This is a genomic window from Mesorhizobium sp. M0938 (genome assembly GCF_040319125.1).
Lineage (GTDB): Bacteria > Pseudomonadota > Alphaproteobacteria > Rhizobiales > Rhizobiaceae > Mesorhizobium > Mesorhizobium robiniae.
In genome coordinates this window covers 416758-434292 of sequence record NZ_JAMYNS010000004.1, presented here as the reverse complement: position 1 = coordinate 434292, position 17535 = coordinate 416758, and the positions used below count along the sequence as shown (strand labels likewise).

At 63.0% G+C, this 17535-nt stretch carries 17 protein-coding genes; 5 read left to right on the top strand and 12 right to left on the bottom strand.

The window, feature by feature from the left end; genetic code table 11:
* The first annotated feature begins 21 nt into the window (after window positions 1–21).
* Together NKH73_RS09755 and NKH73_RS09750 are read left to right on the top strand one after the other, a co-directional pair.
* Complete coding sequence (locus tag NKH73_RS09755; protein ID WP_352930678.1) at window positions 22–597, top strand: GNAT family N-acetyltransferase; 576 nt, start codon at window positions 22–24, stop codon at window positions 595–597.
* 166 nt (window positions 598–763) lie between these two features.
* Window positions 764–1474 (top strand): DUF6065 family protein, encoded by a 711-nt coding sequence (locus NKH73_RS09750; protein WP_352930676.1) that lies wholly within the window; start codon window positions 764–766, stop codon window positions 1472–1474.
* A 605-nt stretch (window positions 1475–2079) separates the two neighbouring features.
* On the opposite strand, the gene NKH73_RS09745 is transcribed toward NKH73_RS09750, so the two are convergent.
* The gene (locus NKH73_RS09745) at window positions 2080–2862 is read right to left on the bottom strand and encodes an anti-sigma factor family protein (RefSeq protein ID WP_352930674.1); all 783 of its coding nucleotides are present in this window, start codon (window positions 2860–2862) and stop codon (window positions 2080–2082) included.
* Window positions 2859–3401 (bottom strand): RNA polymerase sigma factor, encoded by a 543-nt coding sequence (locus NKH73_RS09740; protein WP_352930672.1) that lies wholly within the window; start codon window positions 3399–3401, stop codon window positions 2859–2861. The genes NKH73_RS09745 and NKH73_RS09740 overlap by 4 nt, the downstream gene beginning before the upstream one ends.
* A gap of 119 nt (window positions 3402–3520) precedes the next feature.
* On the opposite strand from NKH73_RS09740, the gene NKH73_RS09735 reads away from it, so the two are divergent.
* On the top strand, window positions 3521–4948 hold the full coding sequence (locus NKH73_RS09735) for a S8 family serine peptidase (RefSeq protein ID WP_352930671.1): 1428 nt from the start codon (window positions 3521–3523) through the stop codon (window positions 4946–4948).
* Between the two features lie 62 nt (window positions 4949–5010).
* Here NKH73_RS09735 and NKH73_RS09730 read toward each other — a convergent pair whose 3' ends face one another.
* A complete protein-coding gene (locus tag NKH73_RS09730; RefSeq protein ID WP_352930669.1) occupies window positions 5011–5664 on the bottom strand; it encodes a hypothetical protein in 654 nt (217 codons plus the stop codon).
* The gene (locus NKH73_RS09725) at window positions 5661–5960 is read right to left on the bottom strand and encodes a DUF3572 domain-containing protein (RefSeq protein ID WP_128242743.1); all 300 of its coding nucleotides are present in this window, start codon (window positions 5958–5960) and stop codon (window positions 5661–5663) included. Before NKH73_RS09725 ends, NKH73_RS09730 begins: the two co-directional genes overlap by 4 nt.
* 250 nt (window positions 5961–6210) lie before the next feature.
* Here NKH73_RS09725 and NKH73_RS09720 point away from each other — a divergent pair, with 250 nt between their 5' ends.
* A complete protein-coding gene (locus tag NKH73_RS09720; RefSeq protein WP_281035461.1) occupies window positions 6211–6567 on the top strand; it encodes a response regulator in 357 nt (118 codons plus the stop codon).
* Between the two features lie 33 nt (window positions 6568–6600).
* Window positions 6601–7974: a PleD family two-component system response regulator gene (locus NKH73_RS09715; RefSeq protein WP_352930666.1), complete on the top strand. Its 1374-nt coding sequence runs from the start codon at window positions 6601–6603 to the stop codon at window positions 7972–7974.
* A 403-nt stretch (window positions 7975–8377) separates the two neighbouring features.
* Here the strand turns inward: NKH73_RS09715 and rpmG are convergent, their stop codons facing one another.
* From rpmG to NKH73_RS09675, 8 genes are all read right to left on the bottom strand, one after another.
* On the bottom strand, window positions 8378–8545 hold the full coding sequence (gene rpmG / locus NKH73_RS09710) for a 50S ribosomal protein L33 (RefSeq protein ID WP_006201775.1): 168 nt from the start codon (window positions 8543–8545) through the stop codon (window positions 8378–8380).
* Between the two features lie 171 nt (window positions 8546–8716).
* The gene (locus tag NKH73_RS09705) at window positions 8717–9175 is read right to left on the bottom strand and encodes a YqfO family protein (protein WP_352930664.1); all 459 of its coding nucleotides are present in this window, start codon (window positions 9173–9175) and stop codon (window positions 8717–8719) included.
* 104 nt (window positions 9176–9279) lie between these two features.
* Window positions 9280–10455, bottom strand: coding sequence for an MFS transporter (locus NKH73_RS09700; protein ID WP_352930662.1), 1176 nt, complete (start codon window positions 10453–10455; stop codon window positions 9280–9282).
* A gap of 21 nt (window positions 10456–10476) precedes the next feature.
* A complete protein-coding gene (locus NKH73_RS09695; RefSeq protein WP_352930660.1) occupies window positions 10477–11211 on the bottom strand; it encodes an NUDIX hydrolase in 735 nt (244 codons plus the stop codon).
* 72 nt (window positions 11212–11283) lie between these two features.
* The gene (locus NKH73_RS09690) at window positions 11284–11736 is read right to left on the bottom strand and encodes a DUF983 domain-containing protein (protein WP_352930658.1); all 453 of its coding nucleotides are present in this window, start codon (window positions 11734–11736) and stop codon (window positions 11284–11286) included.
* Window positions 11736–14042, bottom strand: a complete 2307-nt coding sequence (gene rnr / locus NKH73_RS09685; protein ID WP_352930657.1) for a ribonuclease R — start codon at window positions 14040–14042, stop codon at window positions 11736–11738. Before rnr ends, NKH73_RS09690 begins: the two co-directional genes overlap by 1 nt.
* Window positions 14043–14048: 6 nt before the next feature.
* The gene (gene topA / locus NKH73_RS09680) at window positions 14049–16676 is read right to left on the bottom strand and encodes a type I DNA topoisomerase (RefSeq protein ID WP_352930655.1); all 2628 of its coding nucleotides are present in this window, start codon (window positions 16674–16676) and stop codon (window positions 14049–14051) included.
* A gap of 452 nt (window positions 16677–17128) precedes the next feature.
* Window positions 17129–17506, bottom strand: coding sequence for a COG4315 family predicted lipoprotein (locus NKH73_RS09675; protein WP_352930653.1), 378 nt, complete (start codon window positions 17504–17506; stop codon window positions 17129–17131).
* Window positions 17507–17535: the final 29 nt, after the last annotated feature.

The following is a 17535-nucleotide window of genomic DNA, read 5'->3' as shown; positions in this document are numbered from 1 at the left end:
CGGCGGGCCGGGAGAGAGATCATGAATACGACCATAGCGCCACTGGTGCCCGAGCTTTGGGCGGATTTCGAAGATCTTTTTGGTAAGCAAGGTGCCTGCTACGGCTGCTGGTGCACGCATTTCCGGCTGTCGCCGGCAACGCGCCGCGCCAGCAACCGGGAACGGAACAAGGACCACATCAGGGCGCGGATCGAGGCCGGGCCGCCGCCGGGCCTGCTGGCGTTCGAAGATGGCAAGGCGGTCGGCTGGATGCAGATCGGCCCGCGCGCCGACGTGCCCGAATGGAACAATAAGGGCAGGGGATCGGCACCGGTCGATCCCGCTGACGCCACGGATCCCGGCGTCTGGGCGATTTCCTGCTTCTTCATCCGCGTCAAGGCGCGCGGCAGGGGCGTCAGTCATCGCCTGGTCGAAGGCGGTATCGAATTTGCCCGCCAGAACGGCGCGCGGCTGGTCGAGGCGTGTCCGATCGACCTGTCGAAGGATTCGCGTTCGATCGGGCTGTTCGTCGGCTCGTCGCGGGTCTTCGAAAAAGCCGGTTTCGAGAGGCTGGTCGAGCGCAAGGCCGGCCGGCCGCTGATGCGATTGGTGCTTTAGCTGCGAGCTTGCGCGCCGTTGTCGCGGCAGTCGCTTGAACCATGATGGCCGGCCTGCATGGGCTGACGAGACGGCGCCAATGGACGGCCTTGCCGATACAATGCGATCAGCAGGAATAAATCCTTCTGCGGTTCGTTCCTCCTCGGATTTTCCATGGAGGCTATCGATGTTTCATTTTTCCCAGACCTCTCGTTCGATCCGGTTTCTCTGCCGGCCGGAAGACCATGGCGTCATCGCCCCGCCAGTGGCGGCCAAGACGGTCCTGCCGGACTGGTTCCGCAAATTGCCGGCGGTCGATTCGCAGCATGCGTCAGCTACCAACAATGGCCTCACTATCAAGCGCTGCATGCCGTTTCTCGATGCGATGACGACCGGCTGGATCCTGCCGCTCGCAGCGACCGTCCGCCTTGAGATCAAGAATGGCGGCCGCACGGTCGATGCCGGCTGGGAGTTCGACAGGACTATGGTGAGCAATCATGGCGCCCATCAGGTCGCCGGCAACCCGAAGGAACCGGGTCCGCCTTGCAAGTTTCACAACTACTGGTCGATCCGTACTCCGCCGGGATGGAGTTCCTTGTTCCTGCCGCCGCTCAACAGGCCGGCTCAGCCTTTCGAATGCGTCGCCGGCATTGTCGATACCGACACCTATGCAGCCCACATCCATTTTCCGTTCTTTGCGACCGCGCCAGACGGCCTCTACGTCATCGAAAAGGGAACGCCGCTCGTCCAGGTCATTCCGATCCGCCGCGAAGGCGCGGCACTGAAGGCGGAGATCCGGGCGGAAACCGGCGGCGAGGCGACGGAGCGCGAAACCGTCTACCGCAACACGATTGCGAGCGAAGGCTGGTATCGCAAATGGGCCCGCGCAGCCCGTTAGACTTTTTCTCGGAGAAGAATGCGAAACGGGGCCGCTGGGGCCCCGTTTCTTTTTGGATCGATAGAGCGGATTTTCAGATCGAAGCGTACTGCCGCTCTACCTCTGAAGTCCGTTGCTCTAGCGCGACCGCCAGGTGCGCGACCACCCGCGATCCGAACCATTCGAGTTCGAATTGGAGGAGCTGTTCGACGATGAGTTCGAATTCGAGTTGCTCGACGAATTGGAGCTGGAATTCGACGAACCGTTGGACGAAGAGTTCGAGCTCGAATTGCTCGACGAATTAGAGCTGGAATTCGATGAACCGTTGCTCGACGAATTGGAGCTCGAATTTGACGAACTGTTGCCCGCGACGATGAAGGAACCGTCGCTTTGGCTGGTCATTGCGGCCGGCGGACGCTCGGTTTCCAGGGGCGCCGGATACTCCTTCGCCTGCGCCGCCGTGCTCGCGAGCGCTGCCATTCCTGCGACCAGTGTCGACTTGAGTTTCCAGTATCTTGTCATGGTAGTTACTCCTTGTTTCAGACTGGACCGGCAGTTGCGGTCCGGCGGAGTAACGGGCGATTGCCGGCTTTATTCCATTCAGGAGCAAGCCGGCCGCCGCAGCTTCACTTCCGATCCTTCTGACGGACCTCGGTCAGCGCTTGAACTTCCTCCTCGGCTGACATCGGCGCGCCTGCTTCGATCGCCGAGAGATAAGCGTCGAGGGCTTCGGTCGACGAAGCCGGGGCGTACCCTCCGGCGTCGCCGGGCGCTACGACCGCGAAGCTGACGCGCCATTCGTCGCCGGAACGGCAGGCGACCGACACGACCGTGGAGCGGTTCTGAGAGTCGACCTCGAATTCGCGGCACAAATCCTGCGAATTGTTGCGGAAGGTGGCGATAGCCCGGAACCGGTCGCTAATCCCGGCGAGCCTGATTTCCTTCCCGGATTCGACCGTTTCAAGGGCTTGGCCGAGGGCTGGCCTGATGACGCCGGCAACCCACAGCCCGCCCTGTGCGCGTTCGTTGGTGCCTGCAGCCCAATACCCTGCGAGCGCGCCGACGACGGCCGCGAGAGAGGCGGCAATTGGCAGCATCCATTGAGACCTGGATCGAGGTCCCGCTATCCGCCCGCCGCCGAAGGGCAATACCGATGCCGTCCTCTCGCCGGCGCGCCTGGCCTCGATCATCTGCTCGACGGCCGCGACAAGTTTTTCGGGAACCGGCTCGTCGAGCAGCGGCTTCAGCGCGACCTGCGCCTGCGCTCTGGTTTCGATGAACATAGCGACCCTGGTAACCAGACGGTCGTCGGTTTCCATCGCCCGCTCGATCCTGGCGGCCATGTCGGGATCAAGCTCACCGTCGGCGAACTGCATCAGGATCTCGTCCGAAAAAATCTCCTCGGTCATTTGCTAGCCCCTTTTGTGACCGCAGAACGGGTGGGAGCCATGGATATTCCAGTGGCGTCCGCCAGATTCTTCCTCGCCCGGGCCAGCCTGCTCATCACCGTCCCGATTGGCACGGCAAGAACTTCCGCGGCTTCCTTGTAGGAAAGCTCTTCGACACAGACCAGAAGCAGCACGTCGCGCTGATCGTCGGCGAGCTCGCCGATGGCTTGCGCCACGCTGTTCAGCGCCAGCCGCGCTTCCATCTCGCGCTCGCCGGAAACGCCGGCGATGTCATGGCGCCCGTCGATATCTTCCTGCGGGCCGGCTGTCTTGCGCTTGCGGATGTCGTCGATCCACAGATTTCGGAGAATCTTGAACATCCAGGCGTCGAAGCGCGTCCCCCGCTCGAAGCTCTGCTCGTTGGCGAGCGCCCGCTCGCAAGCTCGCTGGACAAGGTCGTCCGCCAAGTCGCGGGACCGGCAGAGCGCAATCGCGAACCGCCGCAGATTCGGGAGAAAGGCGACAAGCTGATCTTGGACGCGGTCGGTTTTTTCCGGCATGTTGCTCCAAGCTCTGGAATAAAGCGGCCCCGCGCCCGTTCCTCGCAACGCTAGCTTATTGCCGGATGGGTCCGCTAGCCTCGCGATGTTGAAAATCGGCAACGGCCGGAAGGGAGATTATGAGCGACACCTCATGGCTGAGACCAAAAGCCCTGCTGGCGTTCTGGGTAGCTGTCGCGTTGCTGGTCGATCCCCAGGCGCCGAGCGGCCAGATGGCGTTCGGCGAGTTTGGACCGAAATCGGCGTTCGCCGATGACGATGGTGGCGGTGGTGATGATGGTGGTGACGATGACGGCGACGGTCGATCTAGCTCGTCCTCTGATCGTTCGGGAACGGTTCCTCGCTGGTCGACCCGACCGTTTCGCACACTGACCGATCGGTTTCTTCCGCGACCGCCAAGACGCGGCGGCGGCAGGCGCGCGCAACGGCCCGTCGTCCCTTTGCCGTCTCGGGCGCCGGACCAGATCGTGGCCACCGGGCTGAGTTCGGCTGAAATCGGTCGGCTTCAGGCAACGGGCTTCACCGTCCTGGACCGCGCCGACATCCAGCTTCTGGGGTCGGAGTTGGTCCGGCTGCGCATACCACCCAATACGCCGCTGGAGGCTGCGCGCGATCTTGTCATCGACGCCGCTCCGCGGTCGACAGCAGATTTCGTGCATTACTACCGGCCCGGACAAGAAGCCGAATGTGCCGGACCTCACTGCGCCGCCGCCGGCCTGATCGGCTGGCCGGCCCATATCGGTCTTCCCGCCGGCTGCGGCGGCAATGTCACGATCGGCCTCATCGACACGGCGATCAATCCCGCGCATGCCGCCCTCGCGAAAGGCCGGGTCGAAGTTCTTCGCCTGTCGGACGACGGCTTTCCCGAGTCCGGCCGCCAGCACGGCACCGCCGTCGCGGCCCTGCTCGTCGGTGGCGCCGACAGCCGCACCCCAGGCCTCCTGCCGCACGCCAGGCTTATCGCGATCGATGCGTTTCACCGGGGCAATCGCCAGGATGACCGCTCGGACGCCTATGATCTTCTTCGCGCGCTCGATCTTCTTTCCATGCGCGGCGTGCAGGTGACGAATATGAGCCTGTCAGGTCCTGCGAATGCGCTTCTTGAGCAGTTTGTCCGAAGACTTGCAGAACGCGGCATGGTGATCGTCGCCGCCGCCGGCAATGGCGGTCCAAGGGCCGGACCGTCCTATCCGGCGGCATACGCGGATGTGATCGCGGTGACGGCGGTTGATCGCATGAAACGTCCCTACAGGCGTGCCGGCCGCGGCGAGCATATCGACCTGGCCGCCCCCGGTGTCGAAGTGTGGACCGCCGCTTCTGTCAGCGGCGCCCGGTCGAAGACCGGCACCTCTTTCGCGGCGCCGTTTGTTGCCGCCGCAGCGGCGTTGATGATGTCGGCAAACAGCAACGCCACGCCAGCCGACATTCATGACGCACTCGGCAAATCGGCGGAAGATCTCGGCGCGCCGGGCAAGGACGCCGTCTTCGGCTGGGGCCTACTCAATGCCCGCGCCGCTTGCGCCGTCATACCGAAGAAGGCGACCTGACGCTATCGCACCGACGCCACAGCGCCTGTGACGGCATGGTCTGCACTGGCCGTTTGTGCGCCTTACAATCCGAGCGCCGCCGCGATCTTCGGCGCGGCTTCGCGCCAGTCCTCGACCACAACGATGTCGTCGGGCATCGGTGGCAGGAAGGCGCGCATCGAATTCTCGGCCATCAGATGGAAGAGATGGGCATCGGCGACCGAATTGCGCGTCGATACCAGATTGTTCGGCTGGTCGTCGACGAAGGCGACCGGCCGGCCCTTGTTCCCACGTAGCTTGGCCACCGCTGGACCCTTTGCCATTTCGGTGGTCAAGAGCGGATAGGTCAGCCCGAGGGCATCGAGATGGGCGCGGCGAACCGCGCGATGCTTGTGTGGCATGGCCGTCAGCATGACGATCTCGGCGCGGTCGCCGAGTGTGGTCAGCGCCTCGGCGGCGCCGTCGGTTATGCTTTGCCAGTCGGCCTGCGCATGGAAGAACTCGTCCAGAAGTGCGGTCACCTCCGCCTGCTCGACCAACCGGCCGCTCGCCTGTTCGGCGATGTTGCCGGTCAGGCGGAAGGAGGCAAAGGTCAAGCCGAAGCCGCGTGCTTGAAGAAAATGCGGAAACGGCCTGATGAATTCGAGCACGACGTCGTCGACATCAAGCACCAACAGCGGCCGGTCGTCGGCGGCCAGTTCCTCGATTTGCCGCGCAGTTTCGGGATCGTCGCTCATATGGAATGCTCATGATTGTCGTCGCCAAGCGGCAGCGCCCGCAACGCCTTGCCGACGGAAGCCGGCGGCGTGCCGGTTTCCTCGGCGAACCGCATGAGCGTCGGCTCATGAGCGAGGATGAACTGCAGCACGCCGGCCAGGAACCCCGGCTCGCCGGCTGCCTGGCGGATGGAATGCGCCTCGATGCCGGTGATCGCCAGGAAACGGGGCAGAAGTTCCGGATCGGCGGCGACGAAGCCCAATGCCTTCACGGCAATGGTTTCCGCTTCCTCGCGCATTGACGCTGCGTTTGCCATCACTACCTTCTTGTGCGGTGGAATGAGTCTCTTTTTGGCAGTAATCGCAAGCGTCGCCTGCGGCAAGCCATCTGCCTCTGCAATGCGGTGTTCGAGGTGAAATCCGAAGCTTTTCCGGCAGTCGGTTTCCGTTTCGTCAATTATATTGCCGTAGAGTCGAGTAGGGTTTGGTGCGTGCCGGCGAGGGCGCATGACGGCAACCTTCGAGCGGAAGGCGGGCCGGGACGGGAAATCGATGCCTAAGAAGGTCATGATCGTCGAGGACAATGAGCTCAACATGAAGCTCTTCCGGGACCTCATCGAAGCGAGCGGTTACGAGACGGTACGCACGCGCAACGGCCTGGAAGCGCTGGATCTGGCGCGGCTGCACAGGCCGGACCTCATTTTGATGGACATCCAGCTGCCCGAAGTGTCGGGGCTGGAAGTGACCAAATGGCTGAAGGAGGACGACGACCTCCATGTCATACCGGTCATTGCCGTCACGGCATTCGCAATGAAGGGCGATGAGGAACGCATCCGCCAGGGTGGTTGCGAAGCCTATATTTCCAAGCCGATCTCGGTGCCGCGTTTCATCGAAACCATCAAATCTTACCTGGGCGATGCCTGATGCGCCCTTCCAGCCGAGCCGGAGCTTCATGAGATGACTGCGCGGATCCTCGTCGTCGACGATATCCCTGCCAATGTGAGGCTGCTCGAGGTCCGATTGCTTGCCGAATATTTCGAGGTGCTGACCGCCACCAACGGGCTGGACGCGATCGAGACCTGCGAAAACGGCAAGGTCGATGTCGTACTGCTCGACGTGATGATGCCCGACATGGACGGGTTCGAGGTCTGCCGGCGGCTGAAGAGCGATCCGGCGACGTCGCACATCCCCGTCGTCATGATCACGGCGCTCGACCAGGTTTCGGACCGGGTGCGCGGCCTCGAGGCCGGTGCCGACGATTTTCTGACCAAGCCGGTCAATGATCTGCAATTGATGACGCGCGTCAAAAGCCTAGTCAGGCTGAAGTCGTTAACGGACGAACTGCGCCTCCGCGCCTCGACCACGCGCAACATCGGTATCGAGGAGCTGTTGAGCCGCAACTTCGCATCGGCAGACACCACGCCGAAGGTTCTGCTGATCGACGAGCGCAAGCCCTCCATCGAGCGCATCCAGAAAATGCTGCGCGGCAGCGCCGATCTGGACATTGCCACAGATCCACATGCCGGCTTCTTCCAGGCGGCCGAGACGTCCTATGAATGCGTGATGATCTCGACGGCCTTTGCGGACTTCGATCCGCTTAGGCTCTGCTCGCAACTGCGTTCGCTCGATCGTACTCGTTTCCTGCCGATCATCCTTCTGGCGCAGGAAGGTGAGGAGGGGCGTATCATCCGCGGCCTCGAACTCGGCATCAACGACTATCTGATGCGGCCGATCGACCAGCAGGAGCTGACGGCTCGGCTGCGCACGCAGGTGCGCCGCAAGCGCTACAACGACCAGCTGCGCGCCAGCGTTACCCAGACCATCGAGATGGCGGTGACCGACGCCCTGACGGGATTGCACAATCGCCGTTATCTGGACAGCCATCTGCAGACGTTGTTCGACCGCGCCGTGGCGCGGCGGCGGCCGCTGTCGATGATGATCACCGATCTCGACCGCTTCAAGACCATCAACGATGCGCATGGTCACGACGGCGGCGACGAGGTGCTGCGCGAATTCGCTCGGCGGCTGCGCAAGAATGTGCGCGGCATCGATCTCGCCTGCCGCTTCGGTGGCGAGGAGTTCGTGGTGGTGATGCCGGACACGGACGGCGCAGTCGCCGAAAAGGTCGCGGAGCGCATTCGCGCCGAAATCGCCCAGATGCCGTTTGCAGTCGGTCACGACGGCAAGACCATCGAGGTTACCGTCAGCGTCGGCGTCTCTTCGGTGCTGAAGGGCTTGGACTCGGTTGCCGGGCTGATGAAACGCGCAGACCTCGCGCTCTATGAAGCCAAGAGCGCCGGCCGCAATCGCGTTGTCGCCAAGGCGGCTTAGCGCCGATTATCCAGTCGGTGCGACAGGGTTACGAATTTACCTTAACGCAAGCGATTCGCAGGGCTTGGTTAAGAAATTGTTGATTTTCACAGGCCGTTGCGCAAATGTGCAGACCAATGACGGAACCGGCGCGAGGGTAGATCGCCGGGTCGATCCGAAGAATACCCCATGATTCAGGTCCGCCGCATCTCCTGGGTCCGTGGGGTCGGCCGGCCGGCGCTGGCACATAGTGGCCTCCTCGTACCGCTGCCAAACGCCGACCGGCCCCCTCTTTCCAAAATGACATCGAGACTCTGCGCTAAGCCTTGGGGCTAAGCATTGGAAATTTCGGACTTTTCTAAGCCTTGAAAACCAAAACGCCGCCCCATGGGACGGCGTTTCGGTGTTGCGGAGGAAAACCAGATTACTTGATCTTGGTTTCCTTGAACTCGACGTGCTTCTTGGCGACCGGATCGTATTTGCGGAACGACAGCTTGTCCGTCTTGGTGCGGCTGTTCTTGCTGGTCACGTAGAAGAAACCGGTGTCGGCGGTCGACAGAAGCTTGATCTTGATGTTTGCGGCTTTGGCCATGTTGTTCGTCCGTTATGTTCGTGGAGTTCTAGCCGCTGGAGCACGGGGAAACACCCGGACGCGGGAAACTTGGCGCGACACATAAAGAACGCGCCCGGAAAGTCAACCCCGCGAGGCTTCGGCGCAGTCTCTTACGTGCCGCACCAGAATATCAGCCAGCAACGTTCCTGACTATGCGTCTTCCCTAACCGGCGGAGCCACCTTCTTCCAGTCTCCCGTGGTGTTCCACCAGCGGTTCGGGTTGGAGCGGTCGTCCAATCCCTTGGAGCGGCTGGCAAGGATCGGTTGAATGCGGATCACGGGCTCTTGATAGCTGTGGGCCTGGAATATCGCTTCGACAATACGGGCAGCCAATGCCTGGTCGTCGGGCAATTCGAACGACACTTCCACCGTGCCATGCCGTCGGCGCAATTCCGTCTCGGCGCCGGCGGCCGCGCCTTCGAGCGGCCGGTAGCGCTCGATGCCGTGCGCCGACTGATAGGCATTGCTGTCGTATTTGCCCATGGTGAGCGGCGCGATAGCGACCACCGCTTCCATGATGCGGTCGACATCGGAGGCCGGCGCTTGAAAGGTCACAAGCAGCAGCAATTCCATCCGTACCGATATCGTTTCAAACCCGGAGTCGATCATGATGGCATCCTCAGCGTAGTGGTGGTGGTGCTGACAATCTATCCAGGTGCTGCTGACACGGTTATGTCAGCAGCCTCTCGCCACGAGGCATCGATCGGCCCTTTCTAAAGGATTTTTCGGACGAGCCTGATGCCGACCAGCGCGATATAGAAGGCGAAGAACACGCCGAGCGCCCAGCCGAAGCCCGAGGGGCCGAAAAGGTCCATGCCGATGCCGATCGCTTGCGGGCCGAGCACCATGCCGACACCGTAGCAGAGCACGAAGGCGGCGTTGGCGGAGGCCAGTTCGTGGCCGGAAAGCTGGGAGCCGAGATGGGCGAGGCCGATCGTGTACATCGCTGCTACCACGCCGCCCCAGACGAACAGAAGCGCCGCCATCAGGTGCCAATTCTGCGCGAAGTGGGGCATGAAGATGGTGCCGGCAAGCCCGATGGTTGCACAAGCCAGAAGCAGGTAACGACGGTCGCTGACACGGTCGCTGATCATGCCGAGCGGGATCTGCAACAGCACGTTGCCGAGACCGATCATGGTGAGCAGGAGGGCGGCGTCGGCCTCTGAGTAACCGATGCGGCTGCCATAGATCGGGAACAGCGCAAAGCCGCCGGTCTCGACCGCGCCGAATACCAGCACCGCGGCGGTCGCCGTCGGCACCAACCAGATGTAGCGCAGGAAGTTGCTGGTCTCGCCATTGGAGACAATCGTCGGGCTCTCGTTGCGGGCGGCCAGAACCGGAATGGCGGCCAGCGTCACCAGTGCCATGATGACGCCGAAGGGCAGGAAGCCGGTGCTGCCGAGATGGGAGAACAGCCACGGCCCGGCGGCAAAGCCGAGCGACAGCACGGTGGCGTAGATACCGAGGACCAGGCCGCGCCGGTGCGGCGGCGCCGAGGTGCTGATCCAGAATTCCGACAGGATGAACAGCACCGTCAGCGCGATGTGCAGCAGGATGCGCAGCGGGAACCACATCCAGAAGTCCGGCGCGAAATGGAAGCCGACAAAGGCCAGCACTCCCGTGGCGATCATGGCCAGCATCGTCCAGGCGACGCCGAATCGCATGGCGAGCGGGGTGGCGAGCGGTGCGCCAGCGATCGAGGCGAACCCGGCGACAGCGGTGTTGAAGCCGATCATCGACGCGGAATGGCCGCGCGTTTCGAGGATGACGCTGAGCAGCGGCATGCCGAGGCCGATGGCAATGCCGACGACGCTGATCGACGAGATCGCAGCGATCATCGGCAGCCAGTGTACGCGTTCTTCGACCTCTTGCTGGGTATCGACCGTCATGGGATGTGAATGCTCTATGCTTTACAGAATTTCGCGGACGAAGCGATTGCGGACAAGCCGGTAGAACGGCACGGAACCGCCGGGGCGCAGCAGCGGATCGTCGACGAGCCGCTTCTCCAGCTCTTCGAGGATCGCCCTGGTGATGTCGGGAATATCGGCCCGCCTGGCCTTGGCGAGCGGCAGCCAGACCAGTTCCTCCAGCTCGTTGGTCGGGCCGCCGTCCGGCAGTTCCACGGCGACGTCTTCGCGCCAGGCGCTGAAGAAGCGCGTGTCGAAGCGCCGCACGCGGTTCGGCGGCGTGATGGCACGCGCGATGAAGCGCAGCGCTTCCAGAGAAGGTTTTACGCTGTGTTCGGCAAACCCTTGCCAATCGCGCCTGCTCGTCGCGAAGGCGCCTTTCCGGCCGATCAACAGGCCTGCCTCCTCATAGGTCTCGCGGATCGCCGACAGGGCGATGGCGCGGGCGCGGGCCGGACTGATGCGGCCAACGCCGGCGGTCAGCCTCGTTTGTTCCTCGGGGTGCAACGCGGTGGCGACGGGGATTCGGCTGTCGGCAGGATCGGTGCGGCCACCAGGAAAGACGAATTTCCCCGGCATGAAGGCATGACGGGCGTGGCGCCGGCCCATCAACACCTGGAACTCGTCGCCCTTGCGGTCAAGCAGGATCAGCGTCGCGGCGTCGCGCGGACGTATGGGCTTGGCGTCGAGCGCGATCCGCTCGACCTTGTCGACTTCCGCCTTGGTCATACCGTCCATGCGCACGACCTAGCGGAATCTTCTCCGATGCGAAAGTGGCGTCCAGCCATGCCGATTGCGCCAGCCTCGGTTTCAAGCCTCGGGATGCGACTCGATCAGATCTTCTTCCCCGCCGAAGCCATGCATATAGAACGCCCATTGCAGGCCTATGACGGCGCCCTTGACCGGCTGCAGCAAGACGACTGCCATGAGGATGGTCAACGGCACCCAGATAGCGATGTGCTGCCAGGTGGATAAGGTGGAGGTCGCTTCGACGCCCATAAACGCGCCCAGTACGATGTGGCCAACGATGACCACCACCAGATAGGCAGGCAGGTCGTCGGCGCGGTGGTGATGAAGCTCCTCGCCGCAGCGATCGCATTTGTCGACCGTCTTGACGAAAGCGCGAAACAGCTTTCCTTCGCCGCAATGCGGGCAGCGGCCAAGCGCGCCACGCTTCATCGCCGTCCATAACGGGCGGGCGACCCGGCCCGAGTGATGTTCGCCGCCGAAAACATGTTGGTTCATTTTCAGTTCGCTTGGCATTACCGTCTCCTGCCGCGCGAGCCTGGACGCGATTGCGACGCCCGGGCGCGGCCTTTGGCCTTGTGAAACGACCTGACAGAGCCGGGCAGCGGCTTTGGGTCGGTCAGCATCTCGAAACGCATCGCGCCGGCCATAGGCGCCACCTCGATCAGGCGAACCTCGACGCGGTCGGCAAGCTGATAGCCCTTGCCGGTGCGTTCTCCGAAAAGCGATCGGGCAGTTTCATCGTATATATAGTAATCGCCGTCGAGACTTGACACCGGGATGAAACCATCTGCGCCATACTGCGGCAATTGGACAAATAGTCCCGATTTGGTGACGCCCGAAATGCGCGCGTCGAAACGCTCGTCGACGCGCTCGGCCAGATAGGCGGCGATCAGCCGGTCGACCGTGTCGCGCTCGGCGGCCATGGCACGGCGCTCGGTGGCCGAGATCAGCGCGGAAACTTCTTCCAGCCGCTCCGCCTCGTCCTGCGTCAGTCCACCCGCACCAAAGCCGAGCGCGGCAATCAGCCCGCGATGCACGATCAAGTCGGCATATCTGCGGATCGGCGAGGTGAAATGCGCGTAGCGCTTCAGATTGAGACCGAAATGGCCGATGTTGCTGGGCGAGTACTCGGCCTGCATCTGCGAGCGCAGCACCACCTCGTTGACCAGCCCCTCATGGTCGGCGCCGCGGACGCGATCCAGGATGCCGTTGAACTGGTTAGGCCGCATCTGCGCGCCGCGGGCCAGCGACAGGCCCAGCGTCTGCAGGAATTCGCGCAGCGATTCCTGCTTGGCGAGCGAAGGCGCGTCATGAATGCGATAGACCAGCGCCTGCCGTTTCGCCTCCAGCGTCTCGGCAGCCGCGACATTGGCCTGGATCATGAACTCTTCGATCAGCTTGTGCGCGTCGAGCCGCTCCGGCACGATCACCCGATCGACAGTGCCGTCCTCCTTGAGCAGGATTTTCCGCTCCGGCAGGTCGAGCTCCAGCGGCTGGCGCGTGTCACGGCCGCGCTTCACGACGGCGTAGGCATCCCACAGCGGCTTCAGCACCGTGTCGAGGATCGGGCCGGTCTTGTCGTCCGGCGCGCCATCGATCGCGGCCTGCGCCTGTGGATAGGCGAGTTTCGCCGCCGATTTCATCATGACGCGGTGGAACGAATGCCTGAGCTTATGGCCATCGGCCGAGAAGGTCATGCGGACCGCCAGCGCCGGGCGGTCCTGGCCTTCGCGCAGCGAACAAAGGTCATTGGAGATGCGCTCCGGCAGCATCGGCACGACGCGATCCGGGAAATAGACCGAATTGCCCCGCTTCAGCGCCTCGCGATCGAGCGCGGTGCCATAGCGCACATAGGCGGCGACATCGGCAATCGCCACGGTGACGACCACACCGCCGGGGTTCTTCTCGTCCGGATCTGATACTGCGAACACCGCGTCGTCATGGTCCTTGGCGTCGGCCGGATCGATGGTGACCAGCGGCAGGTCGCGCCAATCCTCGCGGCCGGCCAGCGCCGCCGGTTTGACCGCATCGGCCTCGGCGATGACGTCTGCTGGAAAAATATGCGGAATGTCGTGCGCGTGGATGGCGATCATCGAGACCGCCTTTTCGCTGGTCAGCGAACCCAGCACCGCCAGCACCTTGGCTCTGGGCAGCCCGTAGCGGGAGGCTCGCGCCGGCTCGACCTCGACCAGATCGCCGTTCTTGGCGCCGTTCTGGAATTCCTTGTCGACGACCAGCTCCGGCTGGCGTCTTTCGACAGGCTCGATGCGGAAGGTACCGTCCTGCAGCACGCGAAAGACGCCGAGAACGGCATCGGTGCGCTTCTCGAAGATCTTCATCACCCGCCCGGTATACGCTGGGCCCGTCACGTCATCGGTTGGAAAGGTTTTGGCTAACACGCGGTCGCCGATGCCCGGTGTCGGGCCGCCGCCGCCACGCGACACCCGGATCGCTACGACAGGAGGCTCGCCAGGGCCCACGGCTTCGGTCGGGTGCGCCAGCAGCACGCCGTCGGCGTCGCGGCCAAAAATGTCGAGCACGGCGACATGGGGCAGGGCGCCGACACGGGCCAGCCGCTTGCGCTCCTTGGTCAGCAGGCCCTCGTCCTGCAGGTCGCGCAAAATATCCTTCAGCCAGATACGGTCCTCGCCGCGCAGCGCGAACGCCTTGGCGATGTCGCGTTTGCCGGAGCGATCCGGATTTTCGGCGATGTAACGCAGGATTTCGTCACGGGACGGCCGGTAGTCGTCTTTCACCTTGGCGCGGGTATCGGCGGTGCGCGGGTCGCCGCGGCTTCGTCCGGTGATCCTGCGCGCCACGATGTCCTATCCCTTTTTGTTGGCCGCTTTCTTGGCCGTCGGTTTTTTGGCTGCCGCAGGCTTTTTGGCAGGTGCGGCCGCCTTGCGGAAGGGCTTTCTGCCGCCATTGCCACCCTTGGCTTCCTTCTCGGCAATCAGCGCCACCGCGTCCTCGATCGTCACCGACTGCGGGTCCTTGCCCTTCGGCAGCGTCGCATTGACCTTGCCGAAATTAACATAGGGCCCGTATTTGCCGTCACGCACGACGATCTTGCCGCCGCCCGCCGGATGCTCGCCAAGTTCCTTCAAGGCGGCGGGCGTGCCGCCATTGCGGCCGCCCGGACCCTTCAACTGTTTCTCGGCGATGACCGAAACGGCGCGGTTGAGACCGATCGAGAACACGTCCTCGATGCTTTCGAGATTGGCGTAGGTGCCGTCGTGCAGCACGAACGGACCGTAGCGCCCCAGTCCGGCCGAGATCATCTTGCCGGATTCCGGATGCTTGCCGACGTCGCGCGGCAGCGACAGCAGGGCGAGGGCCTTTTCGTGGTCGATCGAATCGACCGTCCAGCCCTTGGGCAGGCTGGAGCGCTTGGCTTCCTTGCCGTCGCCGCGCTGGATATAGGGGCCGAAACGACCGCTGCGCAGGGTGATTTCCTCCGCCGTGTAGGGATCCTTGCCCAACACCTTGGTGCCGTCCTCGCCATTGCCGTTTTCGCCATTGGGATTGGCGGCGTCGCCAAGCTGACGGGTGAACGAGCATTCGGGATAGTTCGAGCAGCCGACGAAGGCGCCAAACTTGCCGAGCTTCAGCGACAGGTTGCCGGTGCCGCATTTCGGACAGATGCGAGGGTTCGAACCGTCTTCCCGCGCGGGAAACACCAGCGGTGCCAGTTCTTCGTTGAGCGCGTCGAGCACGTCGGTGACACGCAATTCCTTGATGTCGGCGACGGCGCCTGAAAAATCCTTCCAGAAATCGCGCAGCACGTCCTTCCAGGCGAGCTTGCCGTCGGAAATCTCGTCGAGTTTTTCCTCGAGTGAGGCGGTGAAATCATATTCGACATAGCGCTCGAAAAAGCTTTCGAGAAAAGCCGACAGCAGCCGGCCCTTGGCCTGCGGCAACAGCTTGCGTTTGTCCATGCTGACGTAGTCGCGGTCCTCGAGCGTCTTCAGGATCGCCGTGTAGGTCGAGGGACGGCCGATGCCGAGCTCTTCCAGCTTCTTGATCAGCGAGGCTTCCGAATAGCGCGGTGGCGGCTCGGTGGTGTGCTGGGTGGCGTTGATCGCCTCGCGGGCGAGCTGTTCGCCGGCGCGGATCTCAGGCAGACGGCGGTCTTCCTCGTCTTCCGAATCCTCGTCCTTCTGGTCGGTGTAGGCGGCAATGAAGCCGTCGAAGCGAATGACTGAACCGATGGCGCGCAGCTCCGCGGTGCGGGGGCCGTTGACCGCCTCGATCTCGGCCGTAGTGCGCTCGATCTCGGCCGGCTGCATCTGGCTGGCGATGGCGCGTTTCCACACGATTTCGTAGAGCCGTGCCTGGTCGGCATCGAGATATTGCCTGACCGAAGCGGGCGTGCGCATGAAATCGGTCGGGCGGATCGCTTCGTGCGCTTCCTGGGCGTTCTTGGCCTTGGTCGTGTATTGGCGCGGCTTCTCCGGCAGATATTTTGGGCCGAACTCCTTGGCGATCGCATCGCGCGCGGCAGTGATCGCCTCGGGCGCCATCTGCACGCCGTCGGTTCGCATATAGGTGATCAGGCCGGTGGTCTCGCCGCCGATGTCCATGCCTTCATAGAGCCGCTGCGCCACCTGCATGGTGCGGTTTGCCGAAAAGCCGAGGCGCGAGGAGGCAGCCTGCTGCAGTGTCGAGGTGGTGAAGGGCGGACCTGGATTGCGCTTGGTCGGCTTGGCTTCGACCGAGAGCGCCTTGAAGGTCGCGCCTTCCAGCATCGCCTTGATGTCGTCGGCCTGCGCCTTGTTCGAAATGTCGAGCTTTTGCAGCTTCTTGCGGTCGAAGGCGGTCAGCCGTGCCTCGAAATTTTCCTTGCGCGGCGTGCCGAGAATGGCAGCGATCTGCCAGTATTCCTCGCGGATGAAGCGCTCGATCTCCGATTCGCGATCGCAGACGAGACGCAATGCCACCGACTGGACGCGGCCGGCGGAACGGGCGCCCGGCAGCTTGCGCCACAGGACGGGCGACAGCGTGAAACCGACGAGATAGTCGAGCGCACGGCGGGCGAGATAGGCGTCGACCAGCGGCGCATCGATCTGGCGCGGATTGGCCATCGCTTCCAGCACCGACGACTTGGTGATGGCGTTGAAGACGACGCGGCTGACCGGCTTGTCCTTAAGCGCGCGCTTCTGCTTCAGCACTTCCAGAACATGCCAGGAAATGGCTTCGCCCTCGCGATCCGGATCGGTGGCGAGGATCAGGCCGTCGGCGTCCTTGACCGCCTTGGCGATGTCGGCAAGACGTTTGCCCGAGGCGGTGTCGACAGCCCATGACATGGCAAAGTCCTCGTCCGGGCGCACCGAGCCATCCTTGGCCGGCAGATCGCGGACGTGGCCGAACGAGGCCAGGACCTTATAGTTCTTTCCGAGGTACTTGTTGATTGTCTTCGCCTTGGCCGGCGATTCGACGACGACGACGTCCATGAGGTCTCATATCAGTTGTGATGCGGCAGAAGAATTCCGCTGCGCGCGACGAAATCGTACAATTTGTCGCTCACATGGCCGGGCTTTTGCATCCGGTCAAGGGGAAGCGCCCAAAATGCAGTCCTGCATTGAGTGCACAACCCAAGAGCGAGTTATGTGATATCCGCATTCCAGATAAGGGGAGCGGCTGCCCTATCGTTGGACAAGCCGGCAATGAATCCGGAAGAAACGGGACAAATTCCTCCGCGGATATAAGAGAAACATCGATCATGCGCCAGCCCCAGCTGAACAGAAGCCCGGCATGATGCTCTGTGGGAGGGCAGGAGAGGCGTGGCGAGTGGGGCTCATATGCCCAGCGGACACAGTACCAGGATCTGGCCGCCGGAAGGCCTGTGGGGATACTCGGCGGCCAGCGATTTCCCGCCGTCAAGGCAGGGATGCAGGTTCGGAGCTTAGTCGGCCTTGGCTATGTGCCAGACGCCGCCGACGCCGTCGCCGGTCACATCGCCAGCCTTCTTGTCCTTGATGAACGTGTAGAGCGGCTTGCCTTCATAGGCCCACATCTTGGTGCCGTCGGTGCGCTCGACGATCGTCCATTCGCCGTCGGCCTTGGCATCAGCCTCGGCTTTCAGCGGCGGCCAGTTGGTGGCGCATTTGTCGTAGCAGTTCGACTTGCCCGTCTCGTCCTTATCGTAGGTATAAAGGGTCATGCCGTTGGCATCGGTGTAGATCTTGGTGCCGCCGACATCGGCTTCCTTCCACGCTTCGGCGGCATAGGAGGCGGCGGTGCCGAGCAAAAGCAGCGTCAGCCCGACTGTGATCGATTTCATGAGGTTCTCCCTGATATGATCGAGAAGCG